The sequence below is a fragment of the Fusobacterium perfoetens genome, assembly GCF_021531595.1.
In the GTDB taxonomy this organism is placed as follows: Bacteria; Fusobacteriota; Fusobacteriia; order Fusobacteriales; family Fusobacteriaceae; genus Fusobacterium_B.
Map to the genome: position 1 here is coordinate 18,706 of NZ_JADYUD010000005.1, position 16,508 is coordinate 35,213.

Below are 16,508 nucleotides of genomic sequence, written 5' to 3' on the forward strand. Positions count from 1 at the left end.
TATTTCAAAAATTATTTTAAAATAAGAAAAAATAAAAAAATAAAGCATAAAAAAATAGTGTAAAAAAATAAAATGGAAAAATGTTGATAGAATCATAACTATTTATTTCAAGAAAAAATAATGATACTATGATTTGTATTAAAATGAAATGAAAAGTTAAAAAAGTAATTAAAAGTATTAAAAAAAAGCTAAAAATTAAAATGGAGGCGAAATGGGAAAGGAAAAAAGATTACTTTTACTGGCAGTGATGACAGTATTAATCAGTACAACAGGATATGGAACTGAAATTTATGAAGCAAAACTAGAAGAACAATATATAACAAAAAATTTTCCTGTTCTTTCAGGAAATGGGCATCAGCTTAATCAAGGAATAGAAGAAAATGACAAAACAAAAGTAACTAATAAACTAAATATAACAGTAAATGGTGAAAAAGCAAAAGGGATAGTTTTGTATTATGATAAAGATAAAAAAGGTGAAAATATTTTTGTTAATGCAGAAGAAGGTAAAATAATAATAGAAAAAGGAATAGGAATTGAAATAAAGCAAAAAGGAACAGCTGTTAATAAAGGGGAAGTAATTATTAATAGTGGAACAGGAATTGCAGCTAATGGTGATAAAACATCTAAATTTATAAATGAAAATAAGTTAACTGTATCTAATAAAAATTCTATAGGAATCATTGTAAATAGTGGAGCAAAAGCAGAAAATAACGGAATAATAGATGTAAAAAATGGTGGAATAGGAATAAATATAAAAAATCAAACTTCAGATTTTTATAATAATGAAAATAGTATGATAAATGTCTTTGGAATTGCTTTAGAATATGATAAAAATGGAAAAATAGAAAAAGGAACAGCTTCTGTTGGAATTAAAATTGATGATGGAGAAGTAAATAACAAAGATGGAGAAGGAGTTGTTAACAGAGGAATAATAAATGTAACAGCTGGAGATAAACTTTTAAAAAATAATAAAAGTGAAGTTGTAGGAGAAGTTAGTGGAGTAGTATTAAATAATAACGCAAATTTCAAAAATGAAGGAACAATTTATGTAATAGGGACAAGAGTAGGCGGTCCTTCTGCGTATCAAGCAAAAGGTATAAATATAAATAAAGCAGGTGCAACTGTAGAAAATGAAGGAACTATAGTAGCAGAAAGAGACGGTATTGGAGTTTTATCAAAAGGAACTTTCACTAATAATGAAAATGGAAATGTTTATGCTCAAAATAAAGGTATTGGAATACAGACAGGAAATAGTGGAAAAGCTATAAATAAAGGGACAGTAAAAGTTATTCAAAATAGTATTGGAATAAATATATTAAAAGATACATTTGCAATAAATGAAAAAACTATAACAACAGATGGAACAGGTACAGGAGTTCAACTTACAAACGGAGTATTTATAAACAGCGGTAAAATTAATGCTGGTATTGGAAATACTATTGTGTCTGCTTCAGGAAACAATACTGTATATTTAAAAGATGGAAGTGAAATAACAGGAAAAATTTTAGGAGCTGAAGGTGTTGATGTTCTTACTCTTGGAAAAGGAAATCATGAAGGGCTTAATGTAGGAAAGTATGAGGCTATAACTACAAGAGAAGGAGATGTTTCTATTTCAAATTCAACAATAGCTTTAGAATATAATAAAGGTACAAATGATTATTTAACAGAATCAAAAAATAAATTAGATGATATTGATAAGAAAAATAATGAAAGTAATAAAAAGAATGATGAAACTGGAAATCTTTTATTAAAAAATTCAAATTTAATTATTGATTTAAAAAATAAAAAAGTAGAAAATCCGTCAGAAAATATTTTGGGAACTATGATAAATGTAGATAACAATAAAGATATAATTCTTGAAAATGTTAAATTTGCTTTTAAATCTAATAAAGAGAATAAATTTGATATTTCAACTATTTTAAATGATGCTACAGATGGAAAAATAACTAATGATAAGTTAGATTATTTAGGATCAAGTAGTACAGCAATTTGGACTTATTCAAAAGATAAAAAAGGTAATTGGTATGCTACTAAAAAAACATTTGGAGAAGCCTCAAAATCTCAAGTAGATAAATTTGCACAGTTTCTTGATGAAGGAAAATTGAGCTTATATACAAATGAACTTCAATTCTTGTCTCAAAAAGAATTTGATAAAGGAATGGCTCAGCTTTCAGGAGGTCTTCATGGATATACAGTTGATATTGCAGCAGTAAATTCAAGAACACTTTCAAATACAATGAGAGAAAGAGCTCTTACGAGAGATTATTTAATAAAAAGACCTGTAAGTTCTTGGATACAGGACATAAGTTATATAGATAACAACCATAGATTTGGAGGTCTTATGGATGTTAAATATAATGAAAAGGGAGTAATTGGAATTTCTGAAAAACAAATACTTTCAAATGGAAAACTTGGACTTGTTTATGGAGGTTCAAGTGGAAAAGCAGATGCAGAGGATAATGGAAATATTGATGTTGATACAGCATATTTTGGAGGATACTATAATCATGAGTTTAATGATAAATGGTCTTTAAATTCAAATGCTAATTTTGTATATACTCATAATAGAGTTACAAGAAATGTAAAAATAGGAAATCTTTCTGAAGAAGTTTTTAAAGCAAATTACCCTACATATACAGTCGGAATGGGATCATCACTTGTTTATACATTAAAAGATGATTTATATAACAAAGCACATTTTTATGCAGGAATTGATGTAAACAGAATCATGCAGGGAATGATAACAGAAGATGAGGATAAGAAATTTGATGGAGCAAAAGAATTAGCAGTGAGAAAAAATGGAGCTGCTAATGATAAATCATATTATTCAATAGTTCCAAGTGCGGGATTTATGGTTCAAAATACAGGGTATATATTTGATAAAAAATATAGAATTGGAGCAGATTTAAACTGGGAAACAGAAGTTGGAAATATTAAAGATGGAAAAAGATTACATATGAAGGGTATTACAGATGAATACAAAGTGGGAACAACAGAAAGAGAAAATATATTTTCATATAGCTTATTTGGAGCTTTAAATTTAACAGAAGATTTAGCTGTTAATACGAAATATACTTCAAAGTTTTCTGATGAGTATAATGCAGATATGATAAGTGCAGGTTTTGAGTATAAAATGGATACAATGGGAGACAACGGTATCTTTGGACCAATATTCTATGGAATTGAAAATAATAAGCCTATGTCAGACAGATGGGGAGGAACTTTATCGTTAATGATGGAAACTCTTGATGACACAGACAGAACTTATTATGGTGGTGGAAAGTTAAATGGTGGAGATTATGCAACTTCTACAATTTATAAACCAAAATTTACTTTAAGTTTAAATGATAAGAAATCAAATCTGGGATATTATTTTGAGGGATATTATCAAAATAATAAAATGCTTCAAGGGATGAAGTCAAATGAAGCTAAAATGCATGCTTCAAGAATTCATGGAGAAGTAAGATGGACAGATACATATTCAAAAGGAAAATATGGAATAAACATAGGGTATAGACATGAAGAGTCAGATAAACCACAGAACTTTAATCAAACATATTACAGAAGAACAGAGAGAAAAGTTCACCAATTAAGACTTACTCCAAACTTTACTTATGAACTTGGAAATGGATTTACATTTACAGGAAAAACAACAGGAATATTTGAATATAACTATGCAGGGGATAGAGATTCTCAAATGGATTTCTTAATGGAAAATGAATATGGAATAGTTTATACAGGATTTATGCCTAAATGGAGACTAAGCTTAATTTATTTTAGAGATGATAGATGGTATGATAATTCAAATAGAAAAGTATCATGGAATTCTAAGAAAAAAGAATATTTTTATGACTACAATACTTCAGGAAGATATCAACTTGGACAAATCAGACCTACTGTAATTTATTATTTTGGAAACGGAGGAAGTTTTAAATTTGATACAAGAATTCCTTTAGGAAACGGACAATGGTATGATGATAAAAAAGGAAATAAGAGCAGTGGAGAAGCTTATGAAGTAAGATACGGATTTAACTACTATCATCCTGTAACTCCAGGGCTTACTATGAATGTTGGAGGAACATTCTTAAATATTAAAAATAAAGCAAAAAATGGAGATATTACAAGAAGTTATTCATTCAGACCTAATATTGGATTCAGCTACAGTTTTTAATCAGAGGAAAGGGGAGATAAAGAAAAATGAAAAAAACAATATTAATATTTATGATGCTTACATTGGCGATTACTTCTTTCTCTGCAGAAAAAGAAGCTGGTGTTAATAAAAATAAAAAGATTGAAATAAATCAATCTGAAAAGGAAGATTATAAAAGAATAAGAGAAAAATGGGCATATTATTTATCAGGCATTCCTAAAAAAACTGATATTTCAAAAATGAGTGAACAGGAATTTAAAGAAATATGTGAATCTAATGATAAAGCAGCTGATAAATCTTATGCAAAAATAAACAGAGATATAAATAAAACATATGTATTTGAAGGTTATGAAGATATGTCAAACGGGGTTCACATTATGAGAACTTACGATGAGGTTAAAAATATAGCAAAAGCTTATGTAACACCAAATACAAAATACTATAAGCAACCAAAAGTAAAAGAAGATTTAATAAATATGTTAGATTGGCTTTATGATAATGCTTATCATGAGGGACTTCCTGAAACAGGAAACTGGTGGCAATGGGAACTTGGAATACCAAAACATTTAAATGATATTTTAATTCTTTTATATGATGATGTTCCTTATGAAAAAAGAATGAAATATTTAAAAGCTTCTCAATACTTTCAGCCTTATGCACAATATTCAGGAGTAAGCCCATCAGCATCTTACTCAACATCTCCTGATAAAAGAGTTTCAACAGGAGGAAATAGAATAGATACTTCTATAATCTCTTTCTTAAGAGGAGTATTAATGGAAGATAAAGTTCAAGTTATTGATGGAGCAACAGCAGTAGCAGATGTAGGTGAATATGTAACAGAGGGAGATGGATTTTATAGAGATGGTTCATTTATTCAACATGGAAATGTTGCATATAATGGTACTTATGCCTCAGTTCTTTTTGATGGGTTAGGTTCAGTTTTATGGCTTGCAGATGGAACTCAGTTTGAAGTAAAAGATGAAAGAATAGATAATGTTTATGAATCTATTATAAATGGATATAAATATTTATTTATAAACGGAGGAGTAAATGATTCTGTAAGTGGAAGAGCAACATCAAGAGATAATTCAAGTGATCTTTCAAGAGGAAAAGATCTTCTTACTTCACTTTCTCTTCTTGCTGTAGGAGCTGGAGAAGAATATAAAGATGAAATTAAATCTTTAATAAAAACAGTAGCCAAAGAAAATAATTCTTATAATACTGCAGAAAAAATAAATAATAAGATTGCAAAAGCAATAATAACAGAAATAGTAAATGATAAAAATGTAAAAACTTTAAAAGTTGAAGGAAATAAAATTTATGGAGCTATGGACAGGGCAGTTACAGTAAATGATAAAGGTGGAAAAGTCGTTCTTTCAATGCACTCTTCAAGAATTGCTAATTATGAGACAATGAATAATGAAAATGTAAAAGGTTGGTATATTGGGGATGGAATGACATATATTTATGGAAATGATTCTGAAACTTTTACAGAGTTTTGGCCTACAGTTGACAGACTTCACCTTCCAGGTGTAACAAATAGCCAAAATAAAAGAGGAGATAAATCTGGAGAAAGAAGAGTTCAAACTTCTGGAAAAGCTTGGGTAGGAGGAAGTGGAAATGGTCAGGAATCATTTGTTGGAATGGATATGATTTCATGGAATAAGGCAACAAGAATGAAAAAATCATATTTTATGACAGATGATGGAGCTATGTTTGTTGCTGCTTCAAATATAAGAAGCAATGATGGAGAACTTCACACTACTATTGATAATAGAATTATAAAAAATGGTAAAATAATTTTAAATGGAAAAGAGATAAAAGAGGAAACAGTTATTGAAAATCCTGAAAATATTTCATTAAACTTTAGTGAAAACTATAAAGGGGAAAATATAGGATACAAAATAGTATATGCTCCTCAGCTTACAGTAAAAAAAGAAACAAGAAAAGGAAACTGGCTTGAAATAGGTGGAACCAAAAAAGATGAGATAGTAAAAGATTATTTTACAGCCTATATTAATCATGGAAAAAACCCAAGAAAAACAGGATTTGCTTATATAATACTACCTATGTACTCACAAGATGAAGTTAATAAATATGATACATCAAGATTTGAAATAATAAGATTAGATGAAAAGGCTCATATTATAAAAGATAGAAAAACAGGAATAGTTGGAATGAACTTCTGGCAAGATACTCCTATGAAAGAACAAGGAATAAAATCTTATTCAACATTATCTCTTTTAATGAAAGATAGTAATAATTTTGTAGATATTTGGGTAAGTGATCCTACACAACTTTCAAATTATAAATCAATTTTTGAAATTGATGGAAAATATAAATTAGAAGATAGCTCATCTGAAAATATAACAGTAAAATCAGAAAAAGATAAAACAAAAATAGAAATTGATTTAAGAAATAATGGAGCTTCAGAACATATAAGACTTAAAAAACTATAATAAGAATAAAAATTGAAATAATTATTTCAAAACCCACAGATATTTCTGTGGGTTTTTTAGTTTTTTTATATATAAAATTGGCTGTAAGCTGTGAAAAATCAGTATTTGTGTTTATAAATAATTCATTCCGCCTGAAAAATATATGCAATATTCCATATGAATAGTGAAGATTTACATTTTTTTTATATACCGCTATACTCAGAATGTAAATGAAAATAAAATTTTTTTAAGAAAGCAGGAGTGGGAAATGAAAAAACCAAATTTATTGTTTGTTTTTGCTGATCAATGGCGTAGAGATGCTATGGGATTTATGGAAAAAGACGAAGTTATTACACCAAACATAGATAAGTTTTCACAAGAGTCTTTAAGTTTTGACAATGCTATGAGTGCTTGTCCTTTATGTTCTCCAAACAGAGCAACAATGTTCACAGGAACATATCCTGTTACAAATGGAGTATGGACTAACTGTAAACCAGGATTAAAAGAAGTAGCACTAAGAGAAACAGATATAACTTTAATGGATGTTTTAAAAGAAGCAGGATATAAAACAGGATATATTGGAAAATGGCATTTAGATAGTCCAGAAGTGAACTTCTGTGAAGCACCTGTATCAGGAGCAAGAGACTGGGATGCATTTACTCCTCCTGGAAAAAGAAGACATGGAGTAGATTTTTGGTATTCATATGGAACTTATGATCAACATTTAAAACCTCATTACTGGCATAATGATGAAAAAATGATAAATATAGATCAATGGTCAGTTGAACATGAGACAGATAAGGCTATTGAATTTATAAATGAAAATAAAGATGAACCATTTTCTTTAGTAGTATCTTGGAATCCTCCTCATACTCCTTTAGACTTAGTTCCTCAAAAATATGTGAATATGTATGCAGGAAAGAAATTTAAAGTAAATCCTAATGTACTTCTTACAGAGGTAACAGATCATACAGGAGCAGTAAATCCAAGACTTAACTTTACAGATGATGAGTATCAGGAAATAATGAGAAAATATTTTGCAGCTGTAACAGGAATAGATGAAAATTTTGGAAGACTTCTGCAAAACTTAAAAGATAATGGAATATATAATGACACTATAATAGTTCTTACAGCCGATCATGGAGAAATGTTATGTGCACATAGATTATGGAGTAAACATGTTTGGTTTGAAGAATCAACAGGAGTTCCATTCTTAATAAAATATGGAGACAGATTTATAAAAGGAAGAACAGACAATGTTCTTAATGGTGTTGATATTATGCCTACAATTCTTTCTCTTATGAATCTTCCAGTTCCTGAAACTGTAGAAGGAATTGATTTAAAAGAAGTGGTTCTTCATGGAGATAATATAGAAAATTTTGCAATAATGTCAGGATATCCTGGACAAATGAGAGCAATAAAAGAATTTGAAGAACATGGAAAAGAAAATGTTGCTTATGGATGGAGAGCAATAAGAACAAAGCAACATACTTATGTAGTAAACAAAGGATACACTATGTCACATGGAACAGAAAGACTTCTATATGACAACATAAAAGATCCATATCAAATGAATCCTTTAAGACTTAAAGATTGTAAAGAAAATGAAATAGCAGAATTTCTTGAAGGAAAATTAAGAGAATGGGCAGAAAAGTACAAAGATAAGTTTGAGTTTTAATAAATTTTAGGAGGGTAAAATGGAGTTAACTAAAGAAGTAAGAGAGAAATTTTCAAAAGAAACAGAACTTCCAAAAGAAATGCTTTTCGGAGCTCTTCATGAAGCACTGAAAAAAATAGATGGAAATACAAAAACTTTTATCAACACATTCCCAAGACCTTGCAGTACAAACTATGTTTATCCAGGGATACTAAATGGAGGAGAATGGGATGATTGGACAAGTGGATTCTGGACAGGAATGTTATGGCTTGCATATGAAATAACAGGAGAAGAAAGATATAGAAAAACAGCATTCTTCCAAATTAAAAGCTATGATGAAAGAATTACAAATAAAGTTGCAGTAAATCACCATGACCTTGGATTTTTATATACTCCTTCAGTAGTTGCAGGATATAAAATTACTGGAAATGAAAGAGCAAAACAAGCAGGGCTTAAAGCAGCAAATCATCTTCTTGGAAGATATAAAGAAAAAGGTGAATTTATTCAAGCATGGGGAGACTTAAATGATCCTACAGCATATAGATTAATAATAGATTGTAACTTAAATGTACCTCTTCTTTTCTGGGCAAGTGAAGTTACAGGAGATTCAAAATATAGAGAAATAGCAACAAAACATATAAATACAGCAGCAAAAGTAGTAGTAAGAGAAGACAGCTCTACACATCATACTTTCTATTTTGATCCGGAAACAGGAAATCCTGTTAAAGGTGTTACAGCTCAAGGAGCAGGAGATGACTCTGCATGGGCAAGAGGACAAGCATGGGGAGTTTATGGATTCCCACTAGCTTACAGCTATTTAAAAGATGAAAAATTTGTAGAATTATTTAAGAGAGTAACAAATTATTTCTTAAATCATCTTCCATCAGATGATATCTGTTATTGGGATCTTATGTTTGATGAAAATTCAGGAGAAGAAAGAGATACATCAGCAGCAGCAATAGCAGTATGTGGAATGCTTGAAATGATAAAATACCTTCCTGATTCAGATCCAGATAAGAAGATATATGAAAATGCAGTAAATTCTATAATGAAATCACTTATTACAAAATATACAACTAAAAATATAGAATATTCAAATGGACTTCTTACACAAGCAGTATACAGTAAACCTAACGGTTCAGGCGTAGATGAATGTTGTATATGGGGAGATTACTTCTATATGGAAGCTCTTGTAAGAATAATGAAACCAGAATGGAAAAAATATTGGTAGAATAAAAAATAATAGAGGAGAATAGTAAAGAATGGAACAGACTAAAGCAATCAGACCTTTTGGTATGAGAGATAAAATTGGATATTTATTTGGAGACTTTGGAAATGATATTATGCTGGTATTTGTAAGCCAGTTCTTAATGGTTTTTTATACTCAAGTTTGGGGAATGAAACCAACTGTTGTAGGAACAATGTTCCTTGTAGCAAGACTTATAGATGCTTTTACAGATGTTACAATGGGAAGAATTATTGATGTTACTCCTCAGGGAAAAGACGGAAAATTCAAAAAATGGATAAGAATAATGGCACTTCCTGTTGCTATAGCAAGTTTTTTAATGTATCAATCAGCTTTAAAAGATCAGCCTATGGCATTTAAAATAGTTTATATGTATATAACTTACCTTCTATATGGAAGTATCTGTTTCACAGGAGTAAATATTCCATATGGAGCAATGGCATCAGCTATTACAGATAAACCTGATGAAAGACAATCACTTATTACATTCAGAGCTATAGGAGCTTATGTAGGTGAATTCATGATAGGATTCTTTGGACCAATCATCATTTATGAGCGTGTAATAAATAATGGAGCTACTCAAGTTCTAATAAGAAATAACGGAAATATCTTCCCAGTTATGGCTGGAGGAATTTCAATAATAGCAATAATTTGTTACTATATTTGTTATACTTGTACAACAGAGCGTATTAAAGTTCCACCTTTACCAAAAGGAGAAGGAATTTCATTCTTTAAATCAGTGAAAATGATATTTAGTAACCGTGCTATGATAGGTATTTTAGGAGGTACTGTATGTCTTATATTCGGTAACCTTTTAACTGGAGGAGTAAATGCTTATTTATATGCTTATTACTTTAAAATGCCAGCAGCTCTTTCAACATATAATGCAATAAAACTTGGAATAGCTCTTAGCATGGCAACAGTTGTAACTTTAATTGTTAAAAAACTTGGAAAAAGAGAAGCAATCAGTTTAGCAGTAGGATTTGCAGCAGTTATATTTGCTATTCTAAGTTTCTTACATGTAAAAAATCCTTGGGTATATGTTGGAATAGCTTCTATAGGATTTTCAGGAGTAACATTCTTCGGATATGTAATTTGGGGAGCAATTATAGATGTTATTGATGATGCTGAAATAAAAACAGGAAAAAGAGAAGATGGAACACTTTATGCTATCTATTCTTTCTCAAGAAAAGTAGGACAAGCATTAGGAAGTAGTTTAGTAGGATATGCTCTTGCAATTATAGGATTCCAAGCTGGAGTAAAAGAACAAACTCAAGAAGTATTAGATGGAATATATAGACTTGCAACAGTTGCACCTGCAACACTTTTCACTCTTGTTGTTATAATGTTTATGTTTGTATATCCTCTTTCTAAGAAAAGAGTTGACGCTAATGCTGAAACTTTAAGATTAAGAAGAGAAGCTAAAGAAGCAGCAGAAACTAAATAATAAATCTGGCAGATTTCCGGAGGAAGTTATGGAAGAAATAAAATCTTTATTTATGAAAGATAAATTAGAAAAAACAATAAAAAGTTTAAAAGAAAACGGATTTGAAGTGGAAGTTGTAAATACTCCTCTTGAAGCTGAAGAAAAAACACTTAAACTTATTCCTGAAGGAAGTTCTGTAAGTATGGGAGGCTCTGTCACATTAAATATGACAGAGCTTTTACCTAAATTCAGAACAGAAAAATATAAGTTTTTTGAAAGATTCAGTCAACCTACATGGGAAGCCACTGTCAAAGTCATGAGAGAATCGCTTTTAAGTGATTTTTTAGTAACAGGAACAAATGCTGTTACTGAAGACGGCTTCCTTATGCAGATTGACTCAGGAGGAAACCGTGTTGCAGGTATGGCATACGGACCAAAGAATGTTATAGTAATAACAGGGATTAATAAAATTGTAAAAGATATTCACGAAGGATATGAAAGACTTTATTATGCAGGTCCTCTTAATTCAAAAAGGCTTAATCATAAAACACCGTGCAATTACAGCGGTAAATGTGAAGATTGTACAACAGGTATGAGAATGTGTAATTTTGTTTCAGCAGTAAATAGTGGAAACAGACCATTTGGAAAAACATATGTCATATTTATTAATGATAATTTAGGATACTAGGTGATAAATAGATATGGAATCAAATTTAAGATGGTATAAAGAGAAAAATCTGGATAGATTAAGCAGTGTTCTTTTAGATAAAGGATATTTAATACACAGAGTTTTTTCTGTGAAAGATGCACAGGAAAAAATATTATCTCTTTTAGACAAAGAAAAAACAACAGCTCTTGGGGATTCATGGGAACTGATGGATAAAGAATTTATAAATAGATTGAGAGAATATAATTTTTACGACAGATTTAAGGGAGAAAGTGAAAAAATAAAGAGAGAATCTCTTACTGCTCATACAGCTATTATAGAGGGAGAATATATAACTGAAAATGGGCAGATTCTTATAGTGGGAGACTATAATACAAGTTCTGCTTTATTTGGAGCTGAAAATCTTATTGTTCTTGTTTCTGAAAATAAAATAATAAAAGATGTAAATACAGGATTTGATAAGATAAAAGAAAATGAAAAATATTATCAGCTGAGAGCTAGAAGACTTAATAACATAAATGAAGGTTTCAGCATAGGGATAATTGAAAATGGGAAAAAATTTGAAAAGAGAATATCTGTTGTAATGTCTGTTGAAAATACAGGGCTTTAATAAATTCAGTTTTTCAGTATGAAATATTTTAATTTATACTGAAAAACTGTTTTTTGCTTTTTTTAAAATTGTAGGAACTTTTTAAAAAATGATATAATATATTAATTATTGATATATGAATTATCAGATAATAAAATTATTTTTCAAAGGAAGGAAATATGTTAAAGGATATAAATTCGTTGATAAGAAAAAAATTAAAAAATAAAACGAAGAAATTGACATTTTTAGCTGTTATGATCTTTTCAGTTGTGATAATAGCAGTAAATACATATAATAAAATAGAAAAAATAAATGAAAACACAAAAATAAAAACAGAAAGACTTTATGAGAGTATAAGAAAAAAATCAGAAATGGTTAATATGACTTTATATGATTTAAAAGCCAGCAATGAATTTTCAAATTATATAATGAGCTTATCTGATGATTATGAGCTTCCTTATAACAGACTTAGATTATTTAAAGATATGAAAAAAAGAAATAATATTTATGGGAAAGTTGGATATTATCTAAATATTACAGACAGTATGACAGAATCTGTAATTACTCCTCATGGAACAGTTGATAAAAAAACATTTTTTAAAAGTCTTAATTTTCCAGAAGATATTAAAAACAGAAAAAAATTTATGAACTTATATAAAGGAAATATTAATCTTTATTTTAATGATGAAAAAATAAGTCCAAATAATGAAACAATAACATATATAATTTCTTTAGATAGAAATGCTTTTTTTGGAGAACTTATACCAGAAGCAAAAAACTGGTATGTTTTCAGCAGAGGGAAACTTCTTAATCTTGGAGATAATAATAAAAAACTTTCAGAAATAAAGAAAAGTATAATAAAGATTCTTGAAAAAGATAAGTTTAATATAATGACATCAGGAAGTTATACTTCTAGAATTATAGGGAAAAGAGCTTATATTTTCTATGATTCTTCTTTTGATTTTACAATATTTTATCTTCAGCCTCTTATAAATATTCCAGCAATAATTGCAGGAGAAAGTATTAAAGTATTTTTAGTTATTGGTATTTTATATGGAAGTTTTATGCTTCTTCTTTCTCTTGTAGTAAAACCTATGAAAGAACTTGCTAAAAAAATGGGATATATAAAAAATAAAGATGAAAAAGAGTTAGAATATATTGAACATAGAATAGAAGAAATAGAAACAATGAATAAGACTCTTCAGACAAGACTTTCAGCTTTGAGAAGTTATCAGAGAAAGAAAAAAATAAAAGATTATCTTATTGGTATTTCAGAACACAGTGATATTACTAATCTTAAAGAAGAATCTGAAATATTTAAAGTAAAAAATTACAGAGTAATGATAATGGAAATATATGATCTTGAATCAGTGGAAAATATTTTTGATAAATTTAATATGTCAAAGGAATTAATTTTAAAATATTTTTCAGAAGAGGTTATATGTGAAGTCGTGGATATAGATTATAAAAGTATAGCATTTATAATGGAAGAGCTTCTTCCTAAAGAAGATTTAGAAGAAGTTTTAAAATGTCTTGTTCGTCATATTGATAGAAATTTTGGATTGAAATTCACTGTTGTTGCAACAAATGTTTATGATGATATTTCACAAATGCCTAAAGCATATAGAACAGCTAAAAAAATACTTGATTATAAATATATTTTTAAACAAGAAAGAGTTATTTTCCAAGACAGAATAAAAGAGAATAGCTTTAATAAATATTATTATCCTATAGAGCTTGAATCAAAACTTATTTTAAGAACATTAAGTTCAAATGAAATAAGTGTAAAAAGAATAATTGACGAGATGTTCAATGAAAAAAACAGCAGTTCTATGGATAAAAAATATATAAAAGAGTTCGGAGTTCTTCTTTATAATACTTTGAACAGAATATTTATTCAGCTTGAAGAAATAAATGAAAATATAGATGTAAATGATTATAATATCAATGAAATTCTTGCAATAAATGATGGGGCTGAATTGAAAGAAGTATTTCAGTCTAAGATACTTGAAATATGTAAGTTAACTAAAATAGAAGAAGAAAATGATATTGAAAGTGTAAAAATAAAAATTGAAAGATATCTTGATGAAAACTATATGATAGATATTTCACTAGAAAATCTTGCAGATTATTTAGGACATTCTTTTAAATATACAAGTGTTTTATTTAAAAAAGTAATGGGAGATAATTTTAAAAACTATCTAAGTATTTATAGAATAGAAAAAGCCAAAGAACTTATGCAAGAAAATGAAGGTTTAAGAATAAAAGATTTGGCTGAACTGGTAGGTTATAATAGTTCAAATACTTTTATAAGAATATTCAGAAAATATGAAGGTATATCACCTGGAAAATATTTTGGAATAGTAGAATAAATAAGAAGGGGACTGTTGCAAATCTATAAAAATAAAATTTTATTTTTATAAATTAGAAAATACAACAGTCCTTTTTTATGTTTATTTTCTTTCTTTTATAAAAAGTTGAACCCAATAAACATCTCCTTTTGAATTAACAGCTTTTCCAACACCTATCTGAGTGAATTTATTACTTAGAATATTTGCTCTGTGTCCTGAAGATTTAAGCCATGCTTTCATAACATCGTCAGGAGTTTTCCAGTTTCTTGCAATATTTTCTCCAGCTGCAAGATATTTAACATCAGCTTCCTTAAGTATTCCTGAAAAAGAACTATATCCTCCTGCAGTATGGCTTAAATTATTTTCTTTTGCCATAATCTGTGCTTTCTTATCAGCAAGTGCATTAAGTTTTTTATTTTCAGCAAGAGGTGGAAGATTTTTTTCTGCTCTTACATTGTTTACCATTTTAATTATATCTGATTTCTCTGTTCTTACTGAAGAAAAAGCTGACACAGAAAAAATAAATATAAATAAAAAAATAAAAATTTTTGAAAAATATTTTTTTATTTTCATAGAACTTTGCCTCCATAAATTTTTTTATTTTTAGACAAAACCTTTGTTTTGCCATTTTTTACTTTTCCATCTCCACATCATAATAAGTCCTCTTGTCCATTCATCAGCAGCATTTGCAATCCATACTCCAAGAAGTCCATATCCAAGTTTTATTCCAAAAAGCCATGAAAGAAAAACTGCTACACAGAATATAGAACCTACTCCTGCAACCATAGGGAATTTAATATCTCCTGCAGCATGAAGACTATTTATAATAACTATATTAAATGTTCTTCCAACTTCAAGTATAAGTATACATCTGAAAATTTTCATTGAAACAGCCAATACATCAGGGTTTACTGTGAAAAATCTCATGACAGGAACTCTGAAAATTGTAATTATAAGAGAAACAGCTCCTACAAGAAGAAGTGATATTTTAAGGCTTCTTATTGCAGTGTCATAAGCTTCTCTATAATTATGAGCTCCCACATGACGCCCTACAAGAATAGCAGAACCATGCCCTGCAGCTATTGAAAATGTCATAATAAGAGTTGATATAAGCATAAGGTATGTTCTTGCAGTAATACTTGCTATTCCCATAGTATTTACCATAGACATAACAAGAAGCTGTCCTATATTCCATGCTACATTCTCTCCAGCTGTAGGAATTCCTATTCCAAGTATATTTTTTATAATTTTAAAACGAATTGGTTTGTAAAGTCTTATATCAAATTTAAAATTGCAATAATGTTTCATAACAAAAACAGCAACTATGCACCCAATAAATCTTGAAAAGACTGTTGAGATTCCAACTCCTGTTGCTCCAAGAACAGGTGCTCCAAACCAACCAAAGATAAACATTCCATTTCCGATTACATTTAATATATTGACTCCTACATTAATAAAAAGGTTTTGTTTTGTATTTCCAAAACTTTTCATTACTGCTCCACATGTAAGAGTAAGAGCTTGAAAGACACAAAGCCCTCCAACAAGTTTAAAGTAAGTTCTTCCTATATCCATAAGTTTTTCAGGAAGATGTATTCCTTTCATGATAGCTTCAGAAAAAATTATATATCCAGCTCCTATTATAAGTCCAAAAATAAGATTCATAAGAAGTGATGTGGCAATAACTTCTTTTATCTTAAGACTTTTTTTAGCTCCAATAAATTGTGCAGTAAGTATGCTTGTTCCAAGACAAATAAAACCAAAGACAGAGTTTTGAATAAGAAGTACTTGACTTATTCCTCCTACTGCTCCTACAGCATCATCACTGAATTTTCCAAGCATGTAAGTATCAACATTTCCAACTACATTAACAAGAAGCAGTTCCAAAAATATAGGAAATGCCAGTGATAAAAATGATTTCTCTTTAATTTTAACCCCTCCCCTAAAAAATATAAAATATTTTAATTTTACAATGTATTTTATATCA

Annotated in this window: 10 protein-coding genes; 8 read left to right on the plus strand and 2 right to left on the minus strand. The window is 28.9% G+C overall.

What is annotated here, in order from left to right; translation table 11 throughout:
- The first annotated feature begins 211 nt into the window (after positions 1 to 211).
- The 8 genes from I6E17_RS03865 to I6E17_RS03900 all read left to right on the plus strand — a co-directional run bounded on the left by I6E17_RS03865 (position 212) and on the right by I6E17_RS03900 (position 14,545).
- Entirely contained in the window at positions 212 to 4,171 is a 3,960-nt protein-coding gene (locus I6E17_RS03865) for an autotransporter outer membrane beta-barrel domain-containing protein (protein WP_235235717.1), read from the plus strand.
- Between the two features lie 26 nt (positions 4,172 to 4,197).
- Positions 4,198 to 6,609: a polysaccharide lyase 8 family protein gene (locus I6E17_RS03870; RefSeq protein ID WP_235235718.1), complete on the plus strand. Its 2,412-nt coding sequence runs from the start codon at positions 4,198 to 4,200 to the stop codon at positions 6,607 to 6,609.
- Between the two features lie 247 nt (positions 6,610 to 6,856).
- Entirely contained in the window at positions 6,857 to 8,266 is a 1,410-nt protein-coding gene (locus I6E17_RS03875) for a sulfatase (protein ID WP_235235719.1), read from the plus strand.
- Positions 8,267 to 8,285: 19 nt separating this feature from the next.
- Entirely contained in the window at positions 8,286 to 9,476 is a 1,191-nt protein-coding gene (locus I6E17_RS03880; protein WP_235235721.1) for a glycoside hydrolase family 88 protein, read from the plus strand.
- Positions 9,477 to 9,507: 31 nt separating this feature from the next.
- Positions 9,508 to 10,938, plus strand: a complete 1,431-nt coding sequence (locus I6E17_RS03885; RefSeq protein WP_176829234.1) for an MFS transporter — start codon at positions 9,508 to 9,510, stop codon at positions 10,936 to 10,938.
- A 28-nt stretch (positions 10,939 to 10,966) separates the two neighbouring features.
- On the plus strand, positions 10,967 to 11,605 hold the full coding sequence (locus I6E17_RS03890; RefSeq protein ID WP_235235723.1) for a lactate utilization protein: 639 nt from the start codon (positions 10,967 to 10,969) through the stop codon (positions 11,603 to 11,605).
- Between the two features lie 13 nt (positions 11,606 to 11,618).
- Positions 11,619 to 12,194 (plus strand): LUD domain-containing protein, encoded by a 576-nt coding sequence (locus I6E17_RS03895; RefSeq protein WP_176829232.1) that lies wholly within the window; start codon positions 11,619 to 11,621, stop codon positions 12,192 to 12,194.
- A 158-nt stretch (positions 12,195 to 12,352) separates the two neighbouring features.
- On the plus strand, positions 12,353 to 14,545 hold the full coding sequence (locus I6E17_RS03900; RefSeq protein ID WP_176829231.1) for a helix-turn-helix transcriptional regulator: 2,193 nt from the start codon (positions 12,353 to 12,355) through the stop codon (positions 14,543 to 14,545).
- An 81-nt stretch (positions 14,546 to 14,626) separates the two neighbouring features.
- On the opposite strand, the gene I6E17_RS03905 is transcribed toward I6E17_RS03900, so the two are convergent.
- Positions 14,627 to 15,097 carry a CAP domain-containing protein gene (locus I6E17_RS03905; RefSeq protein WP_176829230.1) on the minus strand — a complete coding sequence of 157 codons (471 nt, stop codon included), beginning with the start codon at positions 15,095 to 15,097 and terminating at the stop codon, positions 14,627 to 14,629.
- Between the two features lie 30 nt (positions 15,098 to 15,127).
- Positions 15,128 to 16,474 (minus strand): MATE family efflux transporter, encoded by a 1,347-nt coding sequence (locus I6E17_RS03910; protein ID WP_328225657.1) that lies wholly within the window; start codon positions 16,472 to 16,474, stop codon positions 15,128 to 15,130.
- Between the last annotated feature and the right edge of the window lie 34 nt (positions 16,475 to 16,508).

What these genes read in the sequence shown, in the direction of transcription:
- I6E17_RS03865 (WP_235235717.1), top strand. Translation starts at nt 212, where the DNA reads ATGGGAAAGGAAAAAAGATTACTTTTACTGGCAGTGATGACAGTATTA.
- I6E17_RS03870 (WP_235235718.1), top strand. Translation starts at nt 4,198, where the DNA reads ATGAAAAAAACAATATTAATATTTATGATGCTTACATTGGCGATTACT.
- I6E17_RS03875 (WP_235235719.1), top strand. Translation starts at nt 6,857, where the DNA reads ATGAAAAAACCAAATTTATTGTTTGTTTTTGCTGATCAATGGCGTAGA.
- I6E17_RS03880 (WP_235235721.1), top strand. Translation starts at nt 8,286, where the DNA reads ATGGAGTTAACTAAAGAAGTAAGAGAGAAATTTTCAAAAGAAACAGAA.
- I6E17_RS03885 (WP_176829234.1), top strand. Translation starts at nt 9,508, where the DNA reads ATGGAACAGACTAAAGCAATCAGACCTTTTGGTATGAGAGATAAAATT.
- I6E17_RS03890 (WP_235235723.1), top strand. Translation starts at nt 10,967, where the DNA reads ATGGAAGAAATAAAATCTTTATTTATGAAAGATAAATTAGAAAAAACA.
- I6E17_RS03895 (WP_176829232.1), top strand. Translation starts at nt 11,619, where the DNA reads ATGGAATCAAATTTAAGATGGTATAAAGAGAAAAATCTGGATAGATTA.
- I6E17_RS03900 (WP_176829231.1), top strand. Translation starts at nt 12,353, where the DNA reads ATGTTAAAGGATATAAATTCGTTGATAAGAAAAAAATTAAAAAATAAA.
- I6E17_RS03905 (WP_176829230.1), bottom strand. Translation starts at nt 15,097, where the DNA reads ATGAAAATAAAAAAATATTTTTCAAAAATTTTTATTTTTTTATTTATA.